Source organism: Microcoleus sp. Pol8_D6 (assembly GCF_036700965.1).
Classification (GTDB): Bacteria; Cyanobacteriota; Cyanobacteriia; order Cyanobacteriales; family Microcoleaceae; genus Microcoleus.
In genome coordinates this window covers 193,264-217,376 of sequence record NZ_JAUBPW010000002.1, presented here as the reverse complement: position 1 = coordinate 217,376, position 24,113 = coordinate 193,264, and the positions used below count along the sequence as shown (strand labels likewise).

Genomic DNA, 24,113 nt, shown 5'->3' with positions numbered 1-24,113 from the left:
GGGCGAGTGCGGCTATGTGCGATCGGGCTACGAGAGGATGTAACTTATTTATTTGGCCAATTGCCTCTCAAAGCCGCCCAGTTATGATAGAGTTTGGTGTTTCTGACATCTTGCAGCTTTGTCACGAACAGGCAAGATGCCTGTTCCACAAAGAGTGAATTTTCTTGTAGGGCGTTGCTTTGAGCAATGCCCGATCGCACGATCGCCAGAATAGTGCAAGATGTCAGATATTTGTAATTTTAATCAGGCAATAACTAATGACTCTCAGTGAAGCCGAAGTCCGCAGTCAAAAAGTAGACGAACTGCGATCGCAAGGCATAGAACCGTATCCCAGTGAATCCTACGCGCGATCGCACACAGCCCAACAAGTTCGCGAAATATTTAGTCAGCCGGGAAAAGAACTCCAAAACGGAGAAACTGACCCCGAAGAAATTTCCCTGCGATTAGCTGGCCGCATCACTTCCAAGCGAGACAGCGGCAAAATTGGTTTCATCGATTTAAAAGACGCCACAGACAAAATTCAACTCAAAATCGAGAAAGCAATCGTCACCGGCGAAGTCGGTTTGAGCTTTGAACAAATTAAAAAATTGCTCGATGTCGGCGATTTTGTCGGCGTCGAAGGTATCGGCTGCCGCACTCCCAGGGGAGAACTTTCTATTTTAGTGAGGGAATTAAAGCTTTTATCAAAAGCTACCATTCAATTTCCCGATTCTTATTACGGAATTAACGACCCCGAAGTTTGCCGCCGTCACCGCGAAATGGATTTGGCAAGCAACCAAGATGCGCTCAACCGTTTTATGCTTCGCAGCCGCATCGTTCAAAGCATCCGTTCCTATCTCTGGCAAGCCAATTTTTACGAAATAGAAACCCCAACACTGCAAGCTATTTACGGCGGTGCTGCTGCTAAGCCCTTCATCACTCACCACAATGCTTTGGATGTGGATTTGTATTTGCGAGTGGCTCCCGAATTATTCTTAAAAAGAGCAATTTGCGGCGGTTTCGAGCGAGTATTTGAACTAGGGAAAGCATTTAGAAATGAGGGCATTGACAGCACCCACAATCCTGAGTTTACCTCTTTAGAAGTTTACCAAGCTTATGCTGATGTTTTCGACATTTTAACAGTTGTAGAAGACGTGATGTGTTTCGCAGCGGCTGCTGTATTTGGGGATGTCAAAGAAATTGAAAATCAGGGGGAAACGATTAGTTTAGAACGCAAGTTCGACTACAGCGAAAAATATCCGGGTTTCAGCGGCAAACACTGGCAAGTAAAAACGATGGTAGAAGCTGTCAGAGACGAGTTTGGGCTGGATTTTGACAGTTTGGACTTGGAAAGTGCGATCGAATCTGCAAGCAAACTCGAACTGCACCTGTCTAAGTTAGAACAACAGAGTTTAGGCTACGTGCTGTATGCAGTTTTTGACAAATTAGTTGTTCCCAAACTAATTCAACCTACATTCATCATCGACTATCCTGTTGAAGTCAGCCCCTTAGCCAAAGGACATCGCAGCAAGCCGGGATTTGTAGAACGTTTCGAGCTATTTATCAACGGTACAGAATACTCGAACGGCTTCTCAGAATTGAACGATCCGAAAGAGCAAAGAAAGCGGTTTGAGGAACAGTTAGCACAGAAAAATGCGGGCGATGATGAAGCGCATCCAATGGATGAAGATTTTATTCAAGCGCTATCTTTGGGGATGCCTAACTGTGCCGGAATGGGCATCGGCGTAGACAGATTGGTGATGCTTTTAACTAATACTCAAAGCATCCGCGATGCGGTAATGTTTCCGACAATGCGGCCGGTCAAAGATTGATTGGATTAGCTTTTTTAACCGCAGATGTCGGCGGATTAACACAGATAAACGCAGATGAAATTACATCTGCGTTTATCTGCGTTTATCTGCGTTTATCTGCGGTTAAAAAAACATTTTTCATATCATCGCATAAACGAACCGACAACACCGTTCATATCTTCAGCCAAAGGATTTCCCAAAGCCTTAAACTTCCACTCGCCGCCTTCTCGATAGACTTCTCCCATCAACATATTTAATTTTCCTTCATAAGATGGGTCATTAGACAAGCGATAGCGAGCGATTTCTTTCCCGGCGGCATCTACAGCCCTCACGAAAGCATTTTGTACCAAGCCAAAATGCTGTTTTCTCTCTTTCCCATCGTAAATATTTACGCCCAAAATAATTTTGTGATATTCTGCTGGCAAAGAACTCAGTTTCACCACTATTTGTTCGTCGTCTCCATCTCCAGCCCCCGTGAGATTGTCGCCTGAGTGAACAACTGTTTTGTCCTTTGACTCCAAATGAGAGTAATAAATTACATCCTCTTTGTAGTTCTTTATTTTGCCATTTTCTCCCAGCAGCATAGCGTAGGAATCTAAGTCAAAATTTGCACCGCTGCTGCGGCCGAAAAGACCTTTTTTAGCTTGTGCAACATCCCAGCCTAAACCCATTGTCAGTCTGGACAAGTCGTATTCGCTTTTGCTGAGAACGATCGATTGTCCTTTTGTCAAGTTGATAGCCATATTTTTGTGATTGTGTAAGGTTTATTGTGAAGTTGAATGATTGCCCTAAGCTAGCATTTTGTTTGCCGGCAAAAGCTGTTTCTATGGTAAGAGATTTTTGATTCGTGCTGATTTTACCCAATGCGGATATTCGGCGGTCAACAAATCGTATAATTCCTCATCGGCAATATGTTCCGGGTCTTCTAAACTAAAGAAATCGGCGTTGTCTAGGTAGCGAGCGCCCATTTCGTCAAGCTGTTCTAAAAAGCTAAAATCGCTGGCTACGGATCTTGCTAACCACCCTTGGAATCCCTTACTTTTGACATCTTTCTGCGACTTGCCGATCGCCATAAACTGCCAAAATATCGGCTCATAGGACGACCATTGTAGCTGCTGCTTGCTTTCCGACTCGTCCGCAGTTTCTCCATCAGTTACAAACATCACGTAGACAGGTCGATCGGCTTTCATAGCTGCGTAGCGCCTGCTACCGCGACCATCAGGAAAATAGAACTTTCTAATTTCCTTCATCACTTTACCGTAGTAAGTACCTCCTTCTAAAGGATACTGTTGCAGTATATGGTGGATGAAGTTTGAGAAATTGTCGATCGACATTTCACCGGGATTGTGGGGGTTGACTCCAAACAGAAATATGTCGATCGATCCGTTGTCATCAAACCGACATCCCAAAGCCAAAATCTTCTCTGCCAAACGCTGAATTTTTCCTGAACGGTATAGGGAAGACATAGAAGCAGAAATATCGAGGCAAAGCGCTACTTGAGCATCGTGATTTGTGAGATTTGCCTTTTTTAGCGAAATATCGGCTTTCTTCGCGAGATTGAAAATGTGCGGCGCTTTCTCCTCAAGCTTTTTGTCTAATGCTATAGCTTTCTGACTTTTTTGGCTATCTTCAATAACTGGTAATTTAGGCAGTTCTACTGTAATTTTTGCGGTTTTTTCTTGCTGTTGAATCTCAGAATGATATTTGTCAACAAAACTCTGCAACCCTGCTTTATATCCTTGTCCTACGGCCTGAAATCTCCAAGCTGCATCTTTTTTATACAACCGTCCGAACTCGACTGCTGTTTCTTCAGAAAAACCTTCTGTTAAATCATACCGGGCTAGTTCGCTGTCGGTTTCGCGATCGTACAATCGGATAAAAGCATTTCTGATTTGGCTGAAATTTTGATGTTTAGCTTGTGCGTCGTGAATCGTGACCACAAAAACCATTTCCTCAACAGCAGCCGTTACTTTTTCTAAGTCTACATAAATTGTCTCGTCATCCCCTTGAGTTTGACCAGTTTGATTATCTCCCGAATGGGCGATCGATCCGTCCGGCGACTGCGAGTTATTGTAAAATACAAAGTATCTTTCATCGGGGATTTTGCCGTCCGAACCTAACGCAAAAACCGAGGCATCGATATCGCAGCTTTGCGGGTTTGAGTTCGATAAATTTAGTTGAGTTGCTATTTCCCAACCCAGGGCGATCGCAACTTTTGTTAAACTGGGAGATGTTTTAGAAAGATTAAATCTTTCGCCCTTCTTTAATTGAATTCCCATCTGGTTTGTCACCTCATGAGTCTGATTGCTGAAAATCGAGGGAAACATTCCTGCTTCCGAATTTCCCCTCGATTTATTTAGCTAGGAGCGATCGACCTTTTATGCGGCATACTTATCTACAAAGCTTTGCAAGCCGGAATTGTAGCCTTGTCCTACAGCTTGGAACCTCCACTCACCGTCTTTCTTGTAAAGCCTGCCAAACTCTACCGCTGTCTCCCTAGAAAAATCCTCGTCCAAATCGTACTTAGTTACCTCTGTGTTAGTAGTAGTGTCGTAAATCCTAATAAAAGCATTCCGCACTTGACCAAAGTTCTGCCTTCTCGATTCTGCTTCGTGGATAGTCACCACAAACACAATTTCTTGCACTGCCGGATCGACTTTGGTTAAATCGACTGTAACGGTTTCATCATCGCCAAATCCTTCTCCGGTTCGGCTATCTCCCAGATGTATTACAGAAGTGTCCGGCGACTCCTTGTTGTTGTAGAAAACAAAGTATTTTTCGCCGGGAATTTTGCCAGTAGCCCCCAACATAAACACGGAAGCATCTAAGTCAAATGCTGCGCCTGTGTCTGTAATATTGGTATCCCATCCCAAACCAATCCCGGCATTTTTTAGCCCTGGTGCTTCTTTAGAGAGATTGATTCTCCCGCCTTTTTCCAAATTGATAGACATTCGCCCTCCTATTCACAACATCACTGGCGTTACTACTAGCAATTATATCAAGTGTTATAGTAAGTTGACAATTTGCTTTTGGTACTCGTCCTCTGTGATTAGTTCGTGGGTATTTTCCACTCTGTCTAAAAACACGATTCCATCTAAATGGTCGTGTTCGTGTTGAAAAATTCGGGCCACAAAGTCTGTCAATTCTTGTCGGTGGAGTTTGCCGTCTCTACTGGTGTATTCTATCTCGATCGCCCTACTTCTGGGCACCAATCCCCGAATCCCCGGAATGCTCAAACAGCCTTCCCAGTCTTTGACTGTCTCTGTTGATGCAGCCACAATCCGGGGATTAATCATCGCTGTGGGCTCCATCTTGGGTGCTTGGGGATAGCGCAGGTTGGGGCGCGATGCGACGATGAACAGGCGATCGGACTGAGCCGCTTGAGGGGCAGCAATCCCCACTCCGTTTGCCTGCTGTACTGTACAGATTAAGCTGTCAATCAACTCTTGAATGCGATCGTCCTTAATATTCTCGACAACTTGCGACGGGCGGCGCAGTACGGGATTTCCTAATTGTGAGATTTGTAAGAGTTCTGCCATAGTTATTGGTTAGTCGTTATTGGTTAGTCGTTAACTACTGACAAATTACCATTTTCTTCTTCCTTCTTCCTCCTTCCTTCTTCCTCCTTCCTCCTTCTTCCTTCTTCCTTCTTCCTTCTTATCCAACTTTTTGAACCGGCAAACTCCCCGGTTTAACAGTCAAATTAACTATTTGCCCATTGCGGTTGATTTCCATTTGCAACAGACCGCCAACCTTCGCATTTTGCACGAACTCCTGAACAGCTTCCGATTGAATAATCGGCTGATTGTTAATTTTTTGAATCACATCTCCAGCACGCAAACCTGCTGCTGCTGCGGGAGAATTAGGAACAACGCTAACAATAGCCACACCCCGATCGACTGCAACTCGCAGGCTGCTGGTAGCATTGCTGTTAATTTGCTGCTTAACCTCTGGATTCAGCGTCGCCATTTCAATGCCTAAATAAGCGTGTTCGACTTTCCCCGTCGTAATCAGTTCCTTCGCCACCTGTTGGGCTGCCTGAATGGGAATCGCAAACCCCAATCCTTGAGCACCTTGAATAATCGCCGTATTCATGCCAATAACTTGGCCCGAAGCATTCAGCAGCGGGCCACCGGAATTCCCCGGATTAATTGCAGCGTCTGTTTGAATAAAACCGATCCGCTTGTCGGGTACGCCCACATCAGAGCTCGATCGCCCCGTAGCGCTAATAATCCCCGCAGTTACCGAATTGTCCAAACCCAAAGGATTGCCGATCGCGATCGCCCATTCCCCAGGCAACAGCTTATCCGAATTGCCGATCGCCACCACAGGCACATTATTCGCCTCAATCTTCACCACAGCCACATCCGTCACCTTATCCGCCCCCAACACCCGCCCCTGAAAGCTGCGGCCGTCCTTGAGAGTTACATTTACCGTATCGGCTCCCTCTACAACGTGAGCGTTAGTGAGAATCAAGCCGTCGGCACCGATGACAAAACCCGAACCAGTGCCCCGTTCGATCCCGCCCCGGCCGCCCGAATTCGGTTCTATGCCAAAAAAATCTTCCGGCGACAGCCCTCTATTTCCCGGTTTCACCCGCCGCGAAGCATCGATCCGAACCACTGCCGGGCCAACTTTTGCCACCGCAGCCACAATAAAATTCACATTAGTCCCGTCGCCCGACAACGAAGCCGGCGGCAAGACTTTGCTAGCTTGATCCTTTGTATTACGAGGCAGTTGCAATTTGGGTTCCAGCGCCCTTTGTCGCGAATCGCCAGAATTTGCACCAAATTGAGAAACCGTCAGACGATCGCCCAACATGGCGGCCCCGGCTCCCGTTACCAGCAGCAATATGTAAATTGCCGGTTGCTTCCAAAATTTGCCAGTAGAACTCTTCATGGCCATGTTTTAAGGCTTTCCTGCCAAATCTAAATATTTGCTGAACAGCTCCCCGATACCTGGTTTGGGCTGCAGAGCCGCAAAATTTTTGGGCGATGGCGTCCCGCCCTCGCCCGTGCTACGGCAGACTCCCTTAAACTTTAGCATCTGACGACTAAACTCTCTAGACTATAAACTTAATCTCTTGAATGCCGATCGGCAGAGGTGAGCGATGGAAATTCCCCTCGAAAGTCTGTGGAATCAGATACTTGAACGTCTCCAGGTACAACTGAGCAGACCTAGCTTTGAGACGTGGATCAAAACTGCCCGCGCCGAACAACTCGAAAATAACTGTTTGATCGTCAGCGCCCCCAACCCCTTTGCTCGCAATTGGTTGCAAAAATATTACAGAGACATCCTTGCCGATGCAGTCGCAGAAATTCTCGGCTATCCCGTAGACATTTACTTGACAATTGCCGGGGGAAACGAAACAGGGGGCAGCAGTGAATCAGCCATGATTTGGCCCTCCTCCATCGCCGCCGATGTCCCCGAAAACCACTCGCTTCACCCCCCCAAACCCGCCAATTTAAACCCCAAATACTTATTTTCCCGCTTTGTCGTCGGTTCCAACAACCGCATGGCCCACGCAGCCTCCCTCGCCGTAGCCGAGTCTCCGGGCCGAGAATTCAATCCCCTATTTTTGTGCGGTGGCGTTGGTTTGGGCAAAACTCATTTGATGCAGGCGATCGGTCATTATCGCTTGGAAATTGACCCCAACGCCAAGATTTTTTACGTTTCTACTGAGAAATTTACTAACGATTTAATCGCCGCCATTCGCAAAGACAGTATGCAAACTTTCCGCGACCATTATCGGGCAGCCGATGTTTTATTAATAGATGACATCCAATTTATTGAAGGTAAAGAATACACTCAAGAAGAATTTTTTCACACTTTTAATACTTTGCACGAAGCCGGGAATCAAGTAGTTTTAGCTTCCGATCGCCCGCCGCAGCAAATCCCCCGCCTGCAAGAGCGTTTGTGTTCCCGATTTTCCATGGGATTAATTGCCGACATTCAATTGCCAGACTTGGAAACTAGGATGGCAATTTTGCAGAAAAAAGCCGAGTATGAAAATATGCGGTTGCCGCGAGATGTGATTGAATACATTGCTTCTAGTTACACTTCCAACGTGCGGGAATTAGAAGGTGCTTTGATTCGGGCGGTAGCATATCTTTCAATTACTGGTTTGCCGATGACTGTGGAAAATATCGCCCCGGTTTTGAATCCGCAAACTGAAAGTGTAGAGGCAACGCCAGATGCAGTAATTGCAGTTGTGGCTGAGGAGTTTGATGTTTCTGTTGAAGATTTGAAAGGTATTTCCCGTCGGCGAGAAATTAGTCTCGCACGTCAAATAGGGATGTATTTAATTCGGCAGCATACTGGTTTGAGTTTGCCTAAAGTTGGAGAAGTGTTCGGTGGCAAAGATCACACGACTGTGCTTTACAGTTGCGACAAAATTGCTCAGTTACGGAACACTGACCCGAATTTGGCCCAAACTTTGCGTCAGTTGAGCGATCGAATTAACGCTGTCAGCCGCAAAAGTTAATTTGAAGTCAGTTGTCAGTTGGCAGTTGTGGGTTGACATTTGTCGGTTGACATTTGTCGGTTGACATTTGTCGGTTGGCATTTGTCAGTTGTCATCACTCAACGCCGTCAACAGTCAACAGTCAACAGTCAACAATTCCCATTCCCAATTCCCAATGCCCCATAATAGACAATCTTGCCTGTGGAAAAACCTGTGGAAAAGTTGCCCTTTGTTTGTGGAAAACTTTACTCGATCGCCCAAAACAGTTTTGGCACAAAAATGGGCGGGCGATCGACCGCAACAGCTTTTCCACAAGTTTTCCACAAGTATTTATTACCTACAAGTCTTTCCCAGCAAGCAGTTAGCTTTTTTTTCCACAGGTTCCACAGGGCGATCAATACAAAAATAATTCAATAAATTAAAAAAAACTGGTGATCCCTACACACCCTACACACATAGTTCGCGACGCGGGCTGACCTCAGAAACCCGATTTCTACGAAGATTTCTCGTTTTTACAGGCAAAATTTTGCGTAGAAACCGGCAATAAGCGCCACATACTTAACCCCTACACACAGAAAAACCGACCCGCCGGCTTTCTGTGATACGATTTGTTTCTGTTTCAAATCCGGTTAATTAACCTTCCTACCATGAAATTGGTTTGCACCCAAAGTGACCTCAACGCCAACCTCTCGTTGGTAAGTCGGGCCGTTCCCTCCCGCCCGACACATCCGGTACTAGCCAACGTGCTCTTAGTAGCGGATGAGGAAAATCAGCGGGTTAGCTTGACAGCTTTCGATCTCAGTTTGGGCATTCGCACCAGCTTCGCAGCAGAAGTAACAGGCGGCGGCAGTTTTACCATACCCGCTAAATTACTCAACGATATTGTTTCGAGACTCCCAGATGGAGAGATTACTTTAGAAGACGAAGCGGGGGACACCGTAGCATATCTCACTTGCAGTTCTGGCAGCTACCAAGTTAGAGGCATGGGCCCGGAAGAATTCCCAGAATTGCCTGCAATAGAAGGCGGAACAATCCTCAAATTGCCACCGGAAGCCTTGATAGAAGGACTCAAAGGAACTTTATTTGCTACTAGCCCCGACGAGGCAAAACAGGTACTTGCAGGCGTGCATTTAAAGGTATTGCAAGATTGCCTGGAATTTGCAGCTACAGACGGTCACAGATTGGCAGTAGTTCAAACTGCCAATGAAAAACCTGAAGGCGAAGAAACCCAAGAAGAATTTGAGGTGACAGTCCCCGCTAAAGCATTGCGCGAAGTAGAAAGAATGCTGGTGATGCGGCAGTGGACTGAACCTGTCACCTTGCATTTTGAACACGGTCAAGTAGTGTTTGAATGGGCAGATCAGCGGCTGACCACCCGCACTTTGGAAGGGCAATATCCCGCATATCGGCAGTTGATTCCGCCGTCTTTTGAGCGGCAAATTACCTTAGAAAGGCGATCGTTCTTAGCAGCAGTAGAAAGAATAGCCGTTTTTGCCGACCAAAAAAACAATATTCTCAAATGCAGCATCGACGAGGAGAATCAGGAAATTACTTTGTCTGTAGATGCTAAAGATGTCGGCTGTGGCAAAGAGTCAATGCCCGCACAGATTTCGGGAGATAGCATAGATATTGCTTTCAACGTGAAATACTTAATTGACATTTTGAAAACTGCTCAATCCCCAGAAATTCAACTGCAATTAAACGGTGCTCTAGCGCCTGTAATTTTTCAGCCTTTAGGCGGAGTCAATGCTACATTCTTGGTAATGCCAGTGCAGCTAAGAGCTTAGCTTAAAAAGAGTCATTAGTCATGAGTCAACAGTCAACAATCACCAATGCTGCAACCCGAATAGATCTAATTCATCTGCGTTAATCTGTGTTTATCTGCCCTCATCTGCGGTTTAAAAAAGAGAATTTTTCTGCCGCAGATGACAATTGATTGACCCTGATTCACGCAGAGGTCGAGAAGAGATATATGAATAAGGTCGATGCTAACAGATTTGATATGACTTATTCCTTCAAATCAATGGCAACAAAATTTCAAATTCAGTACCTGTACCGGGCGTAGAATGCAAATTTAACTTACCTTTATGCTTTTCCGTAACAATTTGATGGGTAATTGCCAACCCCAAACCGGTACCTTTCCCCGCAGGTTTAGTGGTGAAAAATGTCTCAAAAATCCGCCGTTGAATTTCTGGCGGAATTCCCGGCCCGTTATCGGCAATTCTGATGGCTATCCAAGCGTTATTTTGATTTTTTTCGGCTGCTTCGGGGCTAAAGCCGCCGTTTTGGCTGGCGGATGATAGCTGTTTGGCATTTTGTCGATCGCCCATAACATAATTTTGAATTAATTCCGAATTAACGCAGTCTCCGTCAGAACTGTCTATTACCTCGGTTTCAATAGTAATCGCCGGCACAAAATCTTTTTCTTCTTTTACCTCTTCCAAAGCGTCGATCGCATTGCTGATGATATTCATAAATACCTGGCTCAACTGACCCGAGTAACACTTGACTAAAGGCAAATCACCATAGCTTTTAACTACTTCTATTTGGTACTTGAGACGGTTTTTCATAATTAGCAGCGTACTATCAATACATTCATGGATGTTAGCTTGTTTCAAGTGGGTTTCGTCCATGTGAGAAAAGGTGTGGAGGCTGGTAACGAGTTCGGTCAGCCTCTGCGATGAAACTTTCATACTTTTAAGAATTTCCACCCAATCTTCTTGCAAAAAATCAAATTCTATGTGTTTTTTGAGTTGGTTAATTTTTTCGTTTTCACCGACAATGTGTTCGTAAGCAGACAGCAACTCCATGATGTCTTTCGAGTAGTTTGACAAAAAGCCTAGATTTCCGCTGATGCAGGTGACTGGATTTCTAATTTCGTGGGCGACTCCAGCTACCATCTGCCCCAAACTGGCTAGTTTTTCGGTTTGAATTAGTTGAGATTGAGTTTGCTGCCTCAGCAATTTTGTCGCTAGTTCGTGAATGTTGGATTGGGCTACTAACAGTTCGTGTACATCTAGCAAACTATAAGTTTGAGGCGACACTTGAACTACAATAGGTTCGTAAAGCAGTTCTTTCGATCGCAACAGCGACTTCCTCGCTGCATCCACGATTAAAGTATTGCTGGAAAAAATTAAACTCTCAGTTTCGGCAAAGCGGTACAAAGCCCTCACAGGTCGCTTTAAAAATAATTCTCGCCCAAAAGGACGGCTGATAAATTCTAAAAATCTCCGCCGGGAAATCATACCGGCAAATTCACCTTGATGGGTGACAATGACTCCCGGTAACAGCGGATTAGCTTCTAACATCTGAGAAATTCGCATTCCCCAATCCGTAGCTTCTACCTGAAAATCGTAAAGCGACAATTGTTGGAGAGTAGAGTCTAAACAAAGTTCTCCTAGGTCAGCCTCGGAGATGGGTTGGACGGGTCTTTCTACGCAGGAGGTATTCAACATAAATTTATCAGCACGCTTTTTTGGGTTCTATTTGCCAGCAGACATTCAGCTACCAAAGCTCAGCAGGTGAGTTGCTGAGTGTTTTGACCGGCATCCCCCTGGCAAACTGCATTTTAAATTACACAAAAAACTGACTGTAGCAAGGAAAATTTTACCACTTAAAGTATTAGGCAAGATTGAGGATCACCGAGATAAATGCGCCCTGGTAATTATACCTGACTTTATTTTATACTGACTTGAGCGGTATTAACGCTTGTTTCGACTATTTAACTATTCATTAATCTTAATTAATCGTCTTAACCTTTTGTTAATAAATTATTAGGCTGAGAAATATAATTGATTGATAATAGAAGAAAATGGGAATTGCCCGATCGCCCACGCCATGCACACGTCAGCAGACAAGTTAAAAGCCCAAATTGGAGCGATCGCGTCCCTGAGTTTTAGCTCCCTAATGCCGATGGCGTCGGGCCATCGCCCCTGCTAGGGCATTTGAGGCGATTTCATCCCATCTCCCCGATCCGGTACTTGCAACCCCCCGTAACGCTCAGCCAGCGACACACCTGCCAGTGCGTCCCCTATAGGTTTGTAGTGAAAACTAAAGTCATCGCTATAAACCAATTTTGTAGCGATGGTTATATAAAACAGTTAGCCGCGCCCGCAATCTGTAAAATCTGCCTTGGCATTTGTTCTAAAATCAATTATTGTTAACCGAGATATCCATCAAATCCGCGACGGTTGGCATAGTCAATTATTGATTGGCTGTACGAGGCGGATATGAATAAAAATCAAGTCAAATTCAAACAGTTTTAACCAGTCGAAATCATTCCATGTCTTAGCATTGATTAAATGAGAATGTGTACAAATTCTAGCAAAAAAAAAACAAAAACAATTAACTCGATCTTAACTTAGTGCTATGCTTTGGTATGATCTACAAGGAGTTCTACCAAAGACGTATAGCTAAATAGCAATCTACCAGTAGGTGATCGATGCAACCCGCCCTGACAAATCAGTTAAATAATGCTTTTACCCTGTTTCTCAGCTTGTTAGTAGAAGCAATACCTTTTCTGCTGCTCGGAGTTTTATTTTCAGGTTTGCTGCTGGGGTTTGTAGACGAACGCAAACTCGTATCGCGCATCCCACAAAACCCGCTGCTGGCGGCTTTGATGGGCAGTTTGATCGGCTTTTTGTTTCCCGTGTGCGAGTGCGGTAACGTTCCCGTAGCCCGCAGGTTACTGATGCAGGGAGTACCCGCACCAGCCGCGATCGGCTTTTTGCTCGCAGCCCCCACCATCAACCCCGTGGTAATTTGGGCTACTTGGACGGCATTTCGCGATCAGCCAGAAATTGTAGTTTTCCGGGTGGTATTTTCTCTGTCTATAGCCACAATTATCGGCTGGGTGTTCAGCGCCCAAAAAGACTTGCGGCCTCTGCTGCAACCTTCTGTAGCCCGCGCAATCCCCTTGCCAAAACCAGAGTTTTCCGAAAAAGAAGTTGTCCAAGCTAACACTCCGCTGCTGTTGCAGTCGGGAACTTTTATGCTCGGTCAGCCGGGGGGGGTGGTGCCGATCGAATCTTTGCTACAAGACGACTGGAAGCCATTAAAAACAGGCAAAACAGAAACAACCTCGAAACGTTTCTCAATGTTTCACCGCGTTTCTAAACAGCGTCTGCGCCTGCTTTTAGATACTATGGTACAGGAGTTGCGCGAATTGGGAGGAGTGTTGGTAATCGGAAGTGCGATCGCAGCCATCATTCAAGTTGGCGCCCCCCGCGAACTAATTCTCAACCTCGGCCAAGGCCCCGTTTCCTCGATTATAGCCATGCTGCTATTAGCGGCAGTCGTATCGATTTGTTCTACAGTAGATGCCTTTTTTGCCCTGTCTTTTGCTTCCACATTTACCAGCGGTTCGCTGTTAGCATTTCTCGTTTTTGGCCCGATGATTGACCTCAAAGGCATCGGTTTAATGCTGTCAATTTTTAAAGGTAGATCCGTCGTTTACTTAATTGTCTTGGCAGCTCAGTTAACCTTTTTAATGACCCTCGCTGTCAACTTGCATTTAGGTTAATAAATTAGCTCAAACAGACCACTAATACGATTTTAGATTTTCAATAACCTTGCTCCACGACACGGAAGTCACGGATATACGGATAGGTGTTTTTTCTTTTCCCTCTTCCCTCTTGTTTCCCAATCACTATTAAAAAATGAATCTTAAAAAAATTAGCCCCTGGCTGGACGCCCTAGCTATATTAGCCTGGGGAATACTGCTTCTTAAATATTGGATCACCGGCAAATTAAGCATTCTCATTCACCCCAATTACTTTGGCTTGACTCTAGCAGGAGGAATCGGCTTAATGGTTATTGGCGGTTTAAAAACTTGGGAACTCTTAAAGCTCGATCGCACCACAAAGCACTCGCGGACATCAACAGCAAATAACTCTCTCAGAATCACAGAAGTTGAACACGTTACTTTGTTTCCCCCCAGTATCGGCAGCACCTTAATGTTGGGCGTCGCATTAATAGGTTTACTAACAACGCCACGCACCTTTACCAGCCAGACAGCATTAGAACGAGGTCTCACCGAATCCCTGCCCATCACCAGACTGCAACCCCAAGAATTTCGCAATACTACAAAACCCGAACAGCGATCGCTCGTCGAATGGGTGCGGCTGTTAAATTTCAACCCCGAACCGGATACATACAGAGGTCAAAAAGTCAAAGTTCAAGGATTTGTAATTCACCCCCCTAACCTAACAGAACAATATATGTGGATTGGGCGTTTTATCATTACCTGCTGCGCTGCAGACGCCTATCCGATCGGGTTGCCGGTAAAATTACTGATCGGTCAAAGCCGCACCACCTTTGCCCCAGACACTTGGCTAGAAATAGAAGGAGAAACGATCGTAGAAGAACTCCAAGGCAAGCGCAAATTAATCATTCAAGCATCCTCCCTCACACCAATTCCCGAACCAAAAAACCCTTATGATTATTAGATGTTGAGTAAGTATCAGATTAAATTTTACCTTGATTGCGAGATGGAAAGTCCAGACCCAATCTCCGTATACAGATCAACATACGGTAAAGTCAGCTATAAAAGTGGCAGTATCCTCCTCTAGGAGTTGCAAATAACAAATTCAGCAACTACACTCGTAATTAGGAAATAAATTCTGAGTATATGTCATCAGAAAAAAAATTAGCTATCAAAGGTGCTGCCTGGACGATCGCCAGTTATGCAAGCAGTCAAATTATCCGATTTGGCAGTAACTTAATCCTGACGCGTCTGCTTTTACCCGAATTATTTGGTCTAGTAGGTCTAACCTACGTTTTTATAACAGGGATCAACTTATTTACAGACATAGGTTTGGGCCCAAGTATCATCCAGAACAAACGGGGGGAAGATCCTCAATTTCTCAACACCGCTTGGACACTGCAAGTTCTTCGCAGCTTGTTCATTTGGATTGGTTTGGTTATAATTACCCAGCCCGTTGCGAGTTTTTATGAAGAGCCCCGTCTTCTGTGGTTGATTCCAATCATAGGTATAAATTCCGTACTAGGAGGGTTTAAATCTACTGCCACAGCCAGCCTAGAACGCAAAATGGCAGTGAAGAAAGTAGTAATTTTTGAGTTGGGCATACAGATTGTTTCTACAACAGTGATGATTGTCTGGGCATGGTTCGATCGCAGCATCTGGGCAATCATCGTCGGTGGCTTTACTGGAGCTTTCATGGAGTTAGTATGGAGCCATTTTTTGATTCCAGGCAAGTCAAACCGCTTTGCTTGGGATAAAGAAGCAGCTAAAGAAATATTTTCTTATGGAAAATGGATATTTTTGTCTACGGCTTTGTTTTTCTTGTGTTCTCAAGCCGATAGACTGATCCTAGGGAAAATATTTACTTTAACAATGTTGGGCATTTACGGCATCGCTTTTACCCTGGGGGATATGCCGCGCCAAGTCATCATCGCCATTAGCGGTCGGGTGATTTTTCCATCGATTTCTATGCTGGCAGAGTTGCCGCGGGAGGAGTTGCGCGCGAAGATACTCAAGAACCGCAAGCTAATTCTAATACCATTAGCCGTAGGTTTAGCAATTTTTGTGATCTTTGGAGATCAGTTAATTTTAACACTGTATCGGAAAGAGTATGAGGCTGCATCTTGGATGATGCCAATCTTGGCGTTAGGTATCTGGCACACCACCCTCCACAATATCATGGGTTCTTGTCTGTTAGCCGTAGGAAAGTCTCAGTACCCAGCTATAGGCAATCTGCTGACTTTTGTGAATCTATGTATAAGTATACCGCTGGGATACTACTTAAAAGGTAATTTAGGGGCCGTGATTGCTGTAGCTCTCGGTGACCTTCCTACCTATGCAGTAACTAACTACGGTTTGTGGAAAGAAGGACTAACTTGTTTTTGGCAGGATATTCAATTAACAGGGCTGTTTGTAGTGGTTCTGGCAACTCTACTTTGGTGTAGAGTCGCTTTGGATTTGGGTCTGCCAATCGATAAAATATCACCGATGGATTTAGTTCCAATCAATCAACTATTTCAGTAAACAAAAAGGAGATGGTCTCTATGTCAGCCGAACAAAATACAAGAAGCAAAGTAATGCACTTTATGTTCTTACAAATGGCTCTTTTACAAGAAATATCGCGAGTGGCAACAAGGTATAGTAAACTGATGTTTTTTTATCAAAAAAATCGGATTATAAATTTGTTCAAAGAAAACGAACAGCCCGAAAAAAAACGCCCCAAAGTCTTTGTGGCTGTCCCACACATTACATCAGTTGAAGAATCTAACAATCCCGAAAAAGCCACAGCAAAAATAGAGAGACTCAGGCACACAATAGATGGACTGTTAACGACTTTTGCTCATTGCGACCTGACAATTACTATCCAAACTCTACCGAACAGGCACGTTACAGCCTACTTACCTGAATATCAAATTAAGTGTATTCAGATCCAAGAAAGCCCTGAATGCGACCCCATGTTTGTAGAGTTTAGACTTCAGGAAGAATTTGTCGAAAGAGTAGAAAAATTTGACTGGTTTTTATTTATAGAAGATGACATTGTTTTGTACGATGCTTTCATTCTAGAAAAATTAGAAAGTTTTAACCGACAAAGCGGGTATGAGAATGCTATTCTTTACCCACACCGTTTTGAAATGTATCAAGGAACCAAGAGATACATTGATTTGACAATAGATGATCAACTATCGTGGAATCAACTATCTAGTGTAGAGATAGAAACTGTAAAATTTGCTGAGTGTACCAATCCTCATTCAGGATTTTACTGTTTGTCAAGAAAGCAGATGAAAGAGTGGATAAAATCAGGTCGCATCTTCAAAAATCAAGTAGTGAAGGTCGGGCCTTTAGAGAGTGCAGCCACTTTTTGTCTTTTGGAATGTTTCTCGATATATAAGCCCCACCCGTCAAACTTAAACTATTTTGAGATCAGGCATTACGATAGCAAATATTCTAAGCTATATCCCGAACCGGAATCGCCCTATACACTGTCAGCAGTTAATAATAGTTCCAACACACCAATCGGCAAGGCTTCGTGAAAGGGATCTAAGTAGTCGTCATGATTATTAGTAGGATAGGTAGATCGCAAGCGTTACCCCTCAACCTATTAAATAATTAGCGATTTGAGATGTGAGATTAAATTAAAAATCTAAAATCTCAAACAGTGTTGGACGCAAGTGGTATAATTGTACGGTGCTCTACTGTCCTCAAAGCCTCTCTCTATCGAGCAATTGTTAGCTCGGAGGCAGCCTAAAAGGTAAAATCTCAAATTTCGCATCTCCACTCGGTTGATACTGTTGGAAGTGCCGCATACTCCACGGATTTAAGCTCGTGAGTTTAGTTCAGTCCTGGAGGCACACACACTTTCAAAAACCGAGTTTTTTACCAACATATTTCGTTGCAGCCCTTTTTGCTGGTAAAAAAAACCGTTTCAGGGGGTCGGGAGTACGCCCAAGACAGTAAAATTTAAGAGGGAAAATTTGGCAGTTGATTTTCAGCAGAAAGTAGGAGAGAAAGATTTGTGAGTATTTTTAAGAAAAAAATTAATCCTTCACCCTTCGCTATTCTGCCATTCCAACAGCCGATCGACCGCACGGCGATCGTCCTCATGCTAGTGCTGAGCGTCTTAATCGCGCTGCTGCTGCTGAGCGGCGATCGCACAGCACCCAGAGTCCGAGAATTTACCTGGGAAAATAAACAAATCGGCGCCGAAGATACTGGCTTTATCCTCACATTCTTTCGGCCGATGAACCAGTCCACGGTCGAAGAAAACTTAAAGCTAGAACCCCCCCTGCCCGGTAAATTTAGTTGGGCTGGAAGGCGCATGGCTTACACCCTCAAAGATCCAGCACCCTACGGCGTTACCTACACATTAAAACTCGCCGGAGCAACCGACAAGTATTTCGGAGAAAAAAACCAAAATAAAGGAACGCTAATGCAACCGTTTAGCAGTTCCTTTCGCAGCCGCGATCAAGCTTTTGCTTACATCGGTGTCCAAGGCGAAACAGAAAGCAGATTAATGCTAGTCAATCTCAGCAGCAGCGACTCTAAACCTATACCCCTCACTCCCAAAGATTTAGTTGTCACCGATTTTAAACCTTATCCCGACAGCGATCGCATTTTATTCTCCGCCACAGATCGATCGATCGCCCGTACTCGTGGCACTCTAAATCAAGAACTATTCACAGTCACCACCGGCCTCAACCCCCAATCGGACTCAGGAACTAAACAAAAATACCCAGCCGGTAGAATCGACAAAATCTTAGACTCCAAAGATTACCAAAACCTCAAATTCGACCTCTCAGCCGACGGAAAAATCATAGTTGTCCAGCGCGTCAACCGCCGCAATCCCGGCGATTTCAGTCCTTGGATTGTGGAAGAAAAACAGGCGCCCAGACCCTTGGAAAATGAACAAGGCGGAGATTTTATGATTCGCCCCGACAGCAAATCCATGGTAATATCTCAAAAACAAGGATTAGCGATCGTCCCCCTCAAACCCGAAGCAGATCCAGTAGAATTTTTGCCAAAATACGAACAAGTATTGGGCATGGCCCGCGACAACTCTGCCGCCGCCTATGTTAAATACAACAGCGACTTTACTCGATCGCTTTTCATCTTAGATAACCAAGGTGTAGAACAAGAAATATTGCGTATTCCCGGCAGCATTATGGCCGTTTATTTCGACCCCCGCAAAAACCAAGACAACCAAGTTCAGCGTCTCTACTGTTTGTTAGCCCAACGCCTCAAAACAGAAAGCTACAAAGAACAGCCTTTCATCGCCACCATCGACCTCAAAAAAGAGGGTACTCGTTTGGTCGGAACCATCAAACCGCTGCTGATTTTGCCCAACCAATTAGATACCCAAATCAGTTTATCTCCCGACGGGCTGGCATTAATTTTCGACCAATCAGTCACAGCAGCAACTCCCTCCGTAGCAGACAGTCCCCGCAATGATAGTGGACAGTCCATCGCCACCAGCCGCCTCTGGCTGCTACCCTTAGTAGAAATACCCGCAGACGGTTCTCCCGCCAAACTACAGCCAGAAGAACTTCCCTTTGCCGGCTATCACCCCCGCTGGCTACCATAAACCAATTTGAGATTTGAGATCGCACTGCTGACTAATCAGTGGTGACTAATCTAAAATCTCAAATCTAAAAACTAAAATCATTATGACTCCCGAAGAAATTAGCAATACCCTTAAAGACTTATTTGGTGACAGTGTTGAGATGCCTGCTGCCACTTCTTGGCAAGTAGAAACCCCCAATTTTCGTCTGTTAGTCCTCCTTTCAGAAGACGGGACTTGGCTGCGGATTTTGTTGCCGATCGCCGATGCCCAAGAAGCTCAACCATTTCTTGATAAACTGCTAGAAGCTAACTTTGACACCACCCTCGAAACTCGCTACGCCTTACATCAAAACGTTTTGTGGGGAGTATTTCAGCACAGTTGTGCCACACTCGCGGCCGCCGATTTCTCAGCCGCAGTCGCCCGAGTGCTGGCTTTGCAAGAGCGAGGTTTGTCCGACTTTTTCGGCGGTTTGATAGAAAGCCGCATCCGTCAAATCATCAAAGCTGCGAAGGCGCAGGGACAGTCTGTCGAAACCACCCTTCAGACTTTAGACCGTTTCTACGCAGAGGGATTGATGGGTGAAATGGAACTAGGGCGAGAGTCTAGCGAAAAAACTCTCGCCGCTTGGCGGTATCAGCTAGAACGCCTCTGGCCGGAGGTGGAACCCTAAGATAATTGGAGATTGCTGATTGCAAAAAACTGATGACTATCGAGGTTCGGAAGTTGCCTCAAGTTGCATTTCTTTTGAGTGGTATAGCAACCGCGGCCGACGCTTAGGATGTTCTTAATTCCACAAACCCTTGGGGAACATTGCTTCTTCCTTCTCTCGCGACGAGAACTAAAGCCTTCCATCCGTTACATTCGGTTACATCCGAAGAAAGCGAATCCGTTGCCGAACTTCCTTTGGCTAGAGCCCTAGTCTTGACAATTGGAGCCTGCAAGCCCCTTGGACAATGGCTAATCCGGGCCCTCGAACCCTCACAGGATGCCAGTATATTCACTGATAACCCGCTCGCGGTTCTCCAATTCCCTTCTATCACTGGAAAAATGGTATAATTTATCACAATAATTAGTTATAAATATTAAAAATTTTCGGAAAACACCCGATCGCAGGTATATCATGGTAAAAAGTTTACAGCAGAGATCAGTAAGTTCCACAAAAGCTTCGATCGTTTAATATTGACTTAGAAACAAAATCTTTAGGAGACAATGCTACTGGGATCGGGTTTTCCCATCGGGTGCTGTTGTAATTTCACAAATTAGCAACTACCCGCTACCAATTACCAGTTACGAATTAATAGCAACTTAAGTTGTTCATGAATACAATTTTTAACAGGGGTTTCATCTATGTTTGCTGTGCGTGAGACTAGCTCGGAGTTATCAGTGTTGCATATACCTGAATTTTGTACTTGGAACATCTCCTTAGAATCAACTCTCCTAGACCTGCCACTCTCCAACTGCCAAATTGAATTAACTCAACAGGCAAAAGAAGTAGCCAAGGCTTTTGAAGAAAATTCAATGCTTCCCGGCGTCATTTTGACAGATAATGGTAATTTTGTCGGCATGATATCCAGGCGTCTATTTTTTGAAAAAGTTAACTGCCGCTACGGAGTAGAAATGTTTTTCAAGCGACCAATAGAGGTGCTGTACAAGTTTGCCAAGCCAGAGGAACTCATACTTCCCGCCAGTAAATTAATAGTAGAAGCCGCCCAGGAATGTCTTTACAGATCAGCAGAATTAATTTACGAACCCGTAGTAGTGGAAATAGCCCCCCAGACCTACAAGCTGTTAGACGTACACCAATTAATGGTCGCTCAATCAAGAATTCACGAATTAACAAATAAGTTACTCCACAAACAAACCCAAGCCAAACTCATCCAAACCGAAAAAATGGCGAGTTTGGGGAGGATTGTAGCAGAAGTAGCCCACGAAATCAGAAATCCGCTGAACTGTATTTGGGGAAATTTAACTTTTCTGCTGTCCTATTTTGAACACTTGCTTCAGCTCATGTCGGTTTATGAAGAAGAATATTCGGCACCCTGTCCCCGAATTGATGCCCTTAAAAAAGAAATTGAATTTGATTTTTTACAAGAAGATTTGCCGATCACCTTAGAAGGGATGGAGTTGGGAGCCTCACAATTGCTAAAAATAGTTAACGGGCTCCACCACTTCTCTCACATGGACGAGACAACACCAGCCGAGACAGACATTCACGAATGCGTGGAGATGACGCTGTTAATTTTGAAAAACCGCTTTAAAAACAGCATAGAAGTGGTAAAAAATTATGGCGAACTGCCCCTAGTTAGAGGCTACTCCGGTCAGTTGAGTCAGGTGTTTTTGAACTTGTTAGTTAATGCTCTAGACGCCCTGACAGAGTACGCAGCCGATCGCGAAATACAGACCCAGTGCGGGGACAACTGGCAGCCCCAAATCGAAATTACCACTAAAGTGATAGAAACCGAACACGGCAAGCGAGCCGCAATTTGCATTGCCGATAACGGGCCAGGCATTCCCCCAGAAAATCACCAGCAGATATTTGACACCTTTTTTACCACTAAACCAGCAGGCAAAGGCAGCGGTATGGGGCTGGCTATCTGCCATCAAATCGTTACAGAAAAGCACGGCGGCCAACTCAAATTGCGATCGCAACCAGGTAAGAATACTGAATTTGAAATTCTCCTGCCTATAGTTGGCACAACATGATTAACTTAAGAATATTCTCGGTTGTTCGCTCCTGCGGTGAAGTGATAGGCTAGCTTAGTAGTAGGTTCTCAATTCACCGAAGAACGAGACGGAACCCCTGGCTTTAGACACGGGGAGGAAGTCGGCTTCGGTTTCAACCGCCTTCAATATTTCTTTATACAACTGATTGAAAGGTTGTTTTAGAATTAGATTGTAAGTAAAACAACCATCTACGTGTTGAAACACTCTAGTATCGGAGAAATCCCGGCACAGTGAGCCACCACACTCCTTGAGGAGTAGTAAGCCTGTATAACTGACAAGTAATGGCAGAGTGTGAAGCGTACCTATCTGGCATTGTGATGGATTATGAAAGCAAACACAATTTAAAAGTAAGCGCAATTGCAATACCCTTTGTAGTGGTAGTTGTTTTGAGCGTATAGAGGTGCTTTGATAACGCCTTTGAGAGTTTTCGGATTCATTCAAGAATCCCCGTGGCTTCAGCCCTGGGGAGTATCAATTTCCCAGCGTTTCGGCAACTAAAAGTTCCAGTGGCAAATAAATTCAGTTCCAAACTCCTTGGCCCTTCAGTCTCCGAAGGCAGCCATCAAGACCTTTCGCTAGAGTCTACCCTCTGGGATTTGCCCCTGTATGACTTTCAGGTTAAATCGAGCTGCTTGGCCGTGGCAGTTGCCGAAATGTTTGAACAGTATCCCCTAGTGCCGGGGGTCGTCTTGATGGAAGCAGGAGAGTTTGCTGGCATGATATCCCGCAGGCAACTGCTGGAATATTTGCTCAAACCCCAAGGCCCAGAGCTATTTTTGCACCTGCCACTAAAAGTTCTCTACAGTTACGCTCGCGTCGAAATATTATTGGTGGCAGAGAGTACAACCATTTTGGCAGCAGCCCCACAAGCTCTGCGTCGATCGCCCGAATTGCAGGCAGAACCGATCGTCGTCCAAATAGACTCCCAATCTTACCGACTCTTAGACCCTAACGCACTAAACATCGCCTACTGGCAAATTCGTGGCATAGAAACTCAAGTCCGCTACGAAAGAGCCCAAACTCAAATGATTCAAAGCGAAAAAATGGCTAGTTTAGGGCGTTTAGTCAACGGAGTAGCCCACGAAATTTTAGATCCGGTAGGCTTTATCTGGGGGAATTTAACCTACGTCAGCGACTACAGCAAAAACTTGATGGAATTGCTCTCAGTTTACGACGCATACTGTACTGACCCCCCGCCGGAAATAGCAAGGCTCAAAGAAGAGATCGACTATGACTTTTTGCAAAACGACTTCCTCCGAACTGTTGCCAGCATCAAATCAGGTGCAGAACGTTTGAGCAAGTTGGCAACCAGTTTGCAAAACTTCTGCCACATCGACGATATTTATCCCAAACCCACCGACTTGCACGCCAACATAGACAGCATACTTTTGCTGCTCAAAAGTCGTTTGACTAGGGAAATCCAAGTAGTGAAAAACTACGGCTACCTGCCACCAGTCCCATGCTATGCAGGACAGCTAAACCAAGTATTTATGAATATATTGACCAATGCTATTCATACATTAATTAATGAAGCAGTCGGTCAAGAATTGGCAAAAGAGTTCAAAGGTGGAGGACTCCGAGACGCCGATCGCCAGCCTAAAATTGAAATCACCACTCAAGTCTGCTGTCCCGAACCTGCGCCGGATTTAGACAAACTTCATGTTCGCTGGGTTTCGATTTGCATATCAGATAACGGGCCAGGAATGTCACCTAGCAAGTACAAAAAAATCATAGAATCATTCTCTACGGAAAAACGCGCCCTCAAAGAAACCAGTTTAGCGGTTAGCTATCAAATAGTGACGGGCAAACACGGCGGTGCGTTCAGAATGCGATCGGAGTTAGGCAGAGGCACTGAATTTGAAATTTTGTTACCCTTGGCTTAAAGAAGGAAGAGGGAAGTTCGACAACGGATTCTGTAACGGATGTAACGGATGTAACGGATGTAACGGATGTAACGGATCTCAGGAAGAAGGAAGAGGGAAGAAGTTACAGTGTATTCCTGATTTATGAAGTATATAGCAATCCTAAATCATTTGTGTAATTCTTGTAGGGGCAAACCCCCCGTGGTTGCCCCGCCTTGGCTGGGGTAGGCACGGG

19 protein-coding genes are annotated in these 24,113 nt (G+C 44.9%); 13 read left to right on the top strand and 6 right to left on the bottom strand.

Annotation, left to right across the window (positions count from 1 at the left end; all coding sequences use genetic code 11):
- The first annotated feature begins 257 nt into the window (after window positions 1-257).
- Window positions 258-1,811, top strand: a complete 1,554-nt coding sequence (gene lysS, locus QUA10_RS01820; protein ID WP_333081181.1) for a lysine--tRNA ligase — start codon at window positions 258-260, stop codon at window positions 1,809-1,811.
- Window positions 1,812-1,933: 122 nt separating this feature from the next.
- Here the strand turns inward: lysS and QUA10_RS01815 are convergent, their stop codons facing one another.
- From QUA10_RS01815 to QUA10_RS01795, 5 genes are all read right to left on the bottom strand, one after another.
- Complete coding sequence (locus QUA10_RS01815; protein WP_333081182.1) at window positions 1,934-2,533, bottom strand: TerD family protein; 600 nt, start codon at window positions 2,531-2,533, stop codon at window positions 1,934-1,936.
- A gap of 81 nt (window positions 2,534-2,614) precedes the next feature.
- The gene (locus QUA10_RS01810) at window positions 2,615-4,069 is read right to left on the bottom strand and encodes a TerD family protein (protein WP_333086153.1); all 1,455 of its coding nucleotides are present in this window, start codon (window positions 4,067-4,069) and stop codon (window positions 2,615-2,617) included.
- Between the two features lie 99 nt (window positions 4,070-4,168).
- Window positions 4,169-4,741: a TerD family protein gene (locus QUA10_RS01805; protein ID WP_333081185.1), complete on the bottom strand. Its 573-nt coding sequence runs from the start codon at window positions 4,739-4,741 to the stop codon at window positions 4,169-4,171.
- Between the two features lie 54 nt (window positions 4,742-4,795).
- Complete coding sequence (def, locus tag QUA10_RS01800) at window positions 4,796-5,329, bottom strand: peptide deformylase (protein WP_333081186.1); 534 nt, start codon at window positions 5,327-5,329, stop codon at window positions 4,796-4,798.
- A gap of 118 nt (window positions 5,330-5,447) precedes the next feature.
- On the bottom strand, window positions 5,448-6,689 hold the full coding sequence (locus tag QUA10_RS01795; protein WP_333081187.1) for an HhoA/HhoB/HtrA family serine endopeptidase: 1,242 nt from the start codon (window positions 6,687-6,689) through the stop codon (window positions 5,448-5,450).
- 211 nt (window positions 6,690-6,900) lie between these two features.
- Between QUA10_RS01795 and dnaA the strand changes: the two genes are divergently transcribed.
- The 3 genes from dnaA (at window position 6,901) to dnaN (ending at window position 10,040) form a co-directional block, all read left to right on the top strand.
- Window positions 6,901-8,274, top strand: a complete 1,374-nt coding sequence (gene dnaA, locus QUA10_RS01790; protein ID WP_333081188.1) for a chromosomal replication initiator protein DnaA — start codon at window positions 6,901-6,903, stop codon at window positions 8,272-8,274.
- 154 nt (window positions 8,275-8,428) lie between these two features.
- A complete protein-coding gene (locus QUA10_RS01785; protein ID WP_333081190.1) occupies window positions 8,429-8,662 on the top strand; it encodes a hypothetical protein in 234 nt (77 codons plus the stop codon).
- A 238-nt stretch (window positions 8,663-8,900) separates the two neighbouring features.
- Window positions 8,901-10,040: a DNA polymerase III subunit beta gene (gene dnaN, locus QUA10_RS01780; RefSeq protein ID WP_333081191.1), complete on the top strand. Its 1,140-nt coding sequence runs from the start codon at window positions 8,901-8,903 to the stop codon at window positions 10,038-10,040.
- Between the two features lie 228 nt (window positions 10,041-10,268).
- Here dnaN and QUA10_RS01775 read toward each other — a convergent pair whose 3' ends face one another.
- Window positions 10,269-11,708: an ATP-binding protein gene (locus QUA10_RS01775; RefSeq protein ID WP_333081193.1), complete on the bottom strand. Its 1,440-nt coding sequence runs from the start codon at window positions 11,706-11,708 to the stop codon at window positions 10,269-10,271.
- Between the two features lie 340 nt (window positions 11,709-12,048).
- Here QUA10_RS01775 and QUA10_RS01770 point away from each other — a divergent pair, with 340 nt between their 5' ends.
- The 9 genes from QUA10_RS01770 to QUA10_RS01730 all read left to right on the top strand — a co-directional run bounded on the left by QUA10_RS01770 (window position 12,049) and on the right by QUA10_RS01730 (window position 23,899).
- The gene (locus QUA10_RS01770) at window positions 12,049-12,192 is read left to right on the top strand and encodes a hypothetical protein (protein ID WP_333081195.1); all 144 of its coding nucleotides are present in this window, start codon (window positions 12,049-12,051) and stop codon (window positions 12,190-12,192) included.
- 502 nt (window positions 12,193-12,694) lie between these two features.
- Window positions 12,695-13,774, top strand: coding sequence for a permease (locus QUA10_RS01765; RefSeq protein WP_333081196.1), 1,080 nt, complete (start codon window positions 12,695-12,697; stop codon window positions 13,772-13,774).
- 136 nt (window positions 13,775-13,910) lie between these two features.
- Complete coding sequence (locus QUA10_RS01760) at window positions 13,911-14,699, top strand: TIGR03943 family putative permease subunit (protein WP_333081198.1); 789 nt, start codon at window positions 13,911-13,913, stop codon at window positions 14,697-14,699.
- A gap of 182 nt (window positions 14,700-14,881) precedes the next feature.
- A complete protein-coding gene (locus tag QUA10_RS01755; RefSeq protein WP_333081199.1) occupies window positions 14,882-16,258 on the top strand; it encodes an oligosaccharide flippase family protein in 1,377 nt (458 codons plus the stop codon).
- A gap of 20 nt (window positions 16,259-16,278) precedes the next feature.
- Window positions 16,279-17,265 (top strand): hypothetical protein, encoded by a 987-nt coding sequence (locus tag QUA10_RS01750; RefSeq protein WP_333081201.1) that lies wholly within the window; start codon window positions 16,279-16,281, stop codon window positions 17,263-17,265.
- A 482-nt stretch (window positions 17,266-17,747) separates the two neighbouring features.
- Entirely contained in the window at window positions 17,748-19,313 is a 1,566-nt protein-coding gene (locus QUA10_RS01745) for a hypothetical protein (RefSeq protein WP_333081202.1), read from the top strand.
- A gap of 82 nt (window positions 19,314-19,395) precedes the next feature.
- On the top strand, window positions 19,396-19,962 hold the full coding sequence (locus QUA10_RS01740; protein ID WP_333081203.1) for a hypothetical protein: 567 nt from the start codon (window positions 19,396-19,398) through the stop codon (window positions 19,960-19,962).
- A gap of 677 nt (window positions 19,963-20,639) precedes the next feature.
- A complete protein-coding gene (locus QUA10_RS01735) occupies window positions 20,640-21,995 on the top strand; it encodes an ATP-binding protein (RefSeq protein ID WP_333081204.1) in 1,356 nt (451 codons plus the stop codon).
- A gap of 527 nt (window positions 21,996-22,522) precedes the next feature.
- Window positions 22,523-23,899, top strand: coding sequence for an ATP-binding protein (locus QUA10_RS01730; protein ID WP_333081294.1), 1,377 nt, complete (start codon window positions 22,523-22,525; stop codon window positions 23,897-23,899).
- Window positions 23,900-24,113 lie beyond the last annotated feature (214 nt).

Coding starts and splice junctions, on each gene's coding strand:
- QUA10_RS01785 (WP_333081190.1), top strand. CDS start 8,429: ATGCCCCATAATAGACAATCTTGCCTGTGGAAAAACCTGTGGAAAAGT.
- QUA10_RS01740 (WP_333081203.1), top strand. CDS start 19,396: ATGACTCCCGAAGAAATTAGCAATACCCTTAAAGACTTATTTGGTGAC.
- QUA10_RS01805 (WP_333081185.1), bottom strand. CDS start 4,741: ATGTCTATCAATTTGGAAAAAGGCGGGAGAATCAATCTCTCTAAAGAA.
- QUA10_RS01735 (WP_333081204.1), top strand. CDS start 20,640: ATGTTTGCTGTGCGTGAGACTAGCTCGGAGTTATCAGTGTTGCATATA.
- dnaN (WP_333081191.1), top strand. CDS start 8,901: ATGAAATTGGTTTGCACCCAAAGTGACCTCAACGCCAACCTCTCGTTG.
- dnaA (WP_333081188.1), top strand. CDS start 6,901: ATGGAAATTCCCCTCGAAAGTCTGTGGAATCAGATACTTGAACGTCTC.
- QUA10_RS01750 (WP_333081201.1), top strand. CDS start 16,279: ATGTCAGCCGAACAAAATACAAGAAGCAAAGTAATGCACTTTATGTTC.
- QUA10_RS01765 (WP_333081196.1), top strand. CDS start 12,695: ATGCAACCCGCCCTGACAAATCAGTTAAATAATGCTTTTACCCTGTTT.
- QUA10_RS01760 (WP_333081198.1), top strand. CDS start 13,911: ATGAATCTTAAAAAAATTAGCCCCTGGCTGGACGCCCTAGCTATATTA.
- lysS (WP_333081181.1), top strand. CDS start 258: ATGACTCTCAGTGAAGCCGAAGTCCGCAGTCAAAAAGTAGACGAACTG.
- QUA10_RS01775 (WP_333081193.1), bottom strand. CDS start 11,708: ATGTTGAATACCTCCTGCGTAGAAAGACCCGTCCAACCCATCTCCGAG.
- QUA10_RS01810 (WP_333086153.1), bottom strand. CDS start 4,069: ATGGGAATTCAATTAAAGAAGGGCGAAAGATTTAATCTTTCTAAAACA.
- QUA10_RS01815 (WP_333081182.1), bottom strand. CDS start 2,533: ATGGCTATCAACTTGACAAAAGGACAATCGATCGTTCTCAGCAAAAGC.
- def (WP_333081186.1), bottom strand. CDS start 5,329: ATGGCAGAACTCTTACAAATCTCACAATTAGGAAATCCCGTACTGCGC.
- QUA10_RS01755 (WP_333081199.1), top strand. CDS start 14,882: ATGTCATCAGAAAAAAAATTAGCTATCAAAGGTGCTGCCTGGACGATC.
- QUA10_RS01795 (WP_333081187.1), bottom strand. CDS start 6,689: ATGAAGAGTTCTACTGGCAAATTTTGGAAGCAACCGGCAATTTACATA.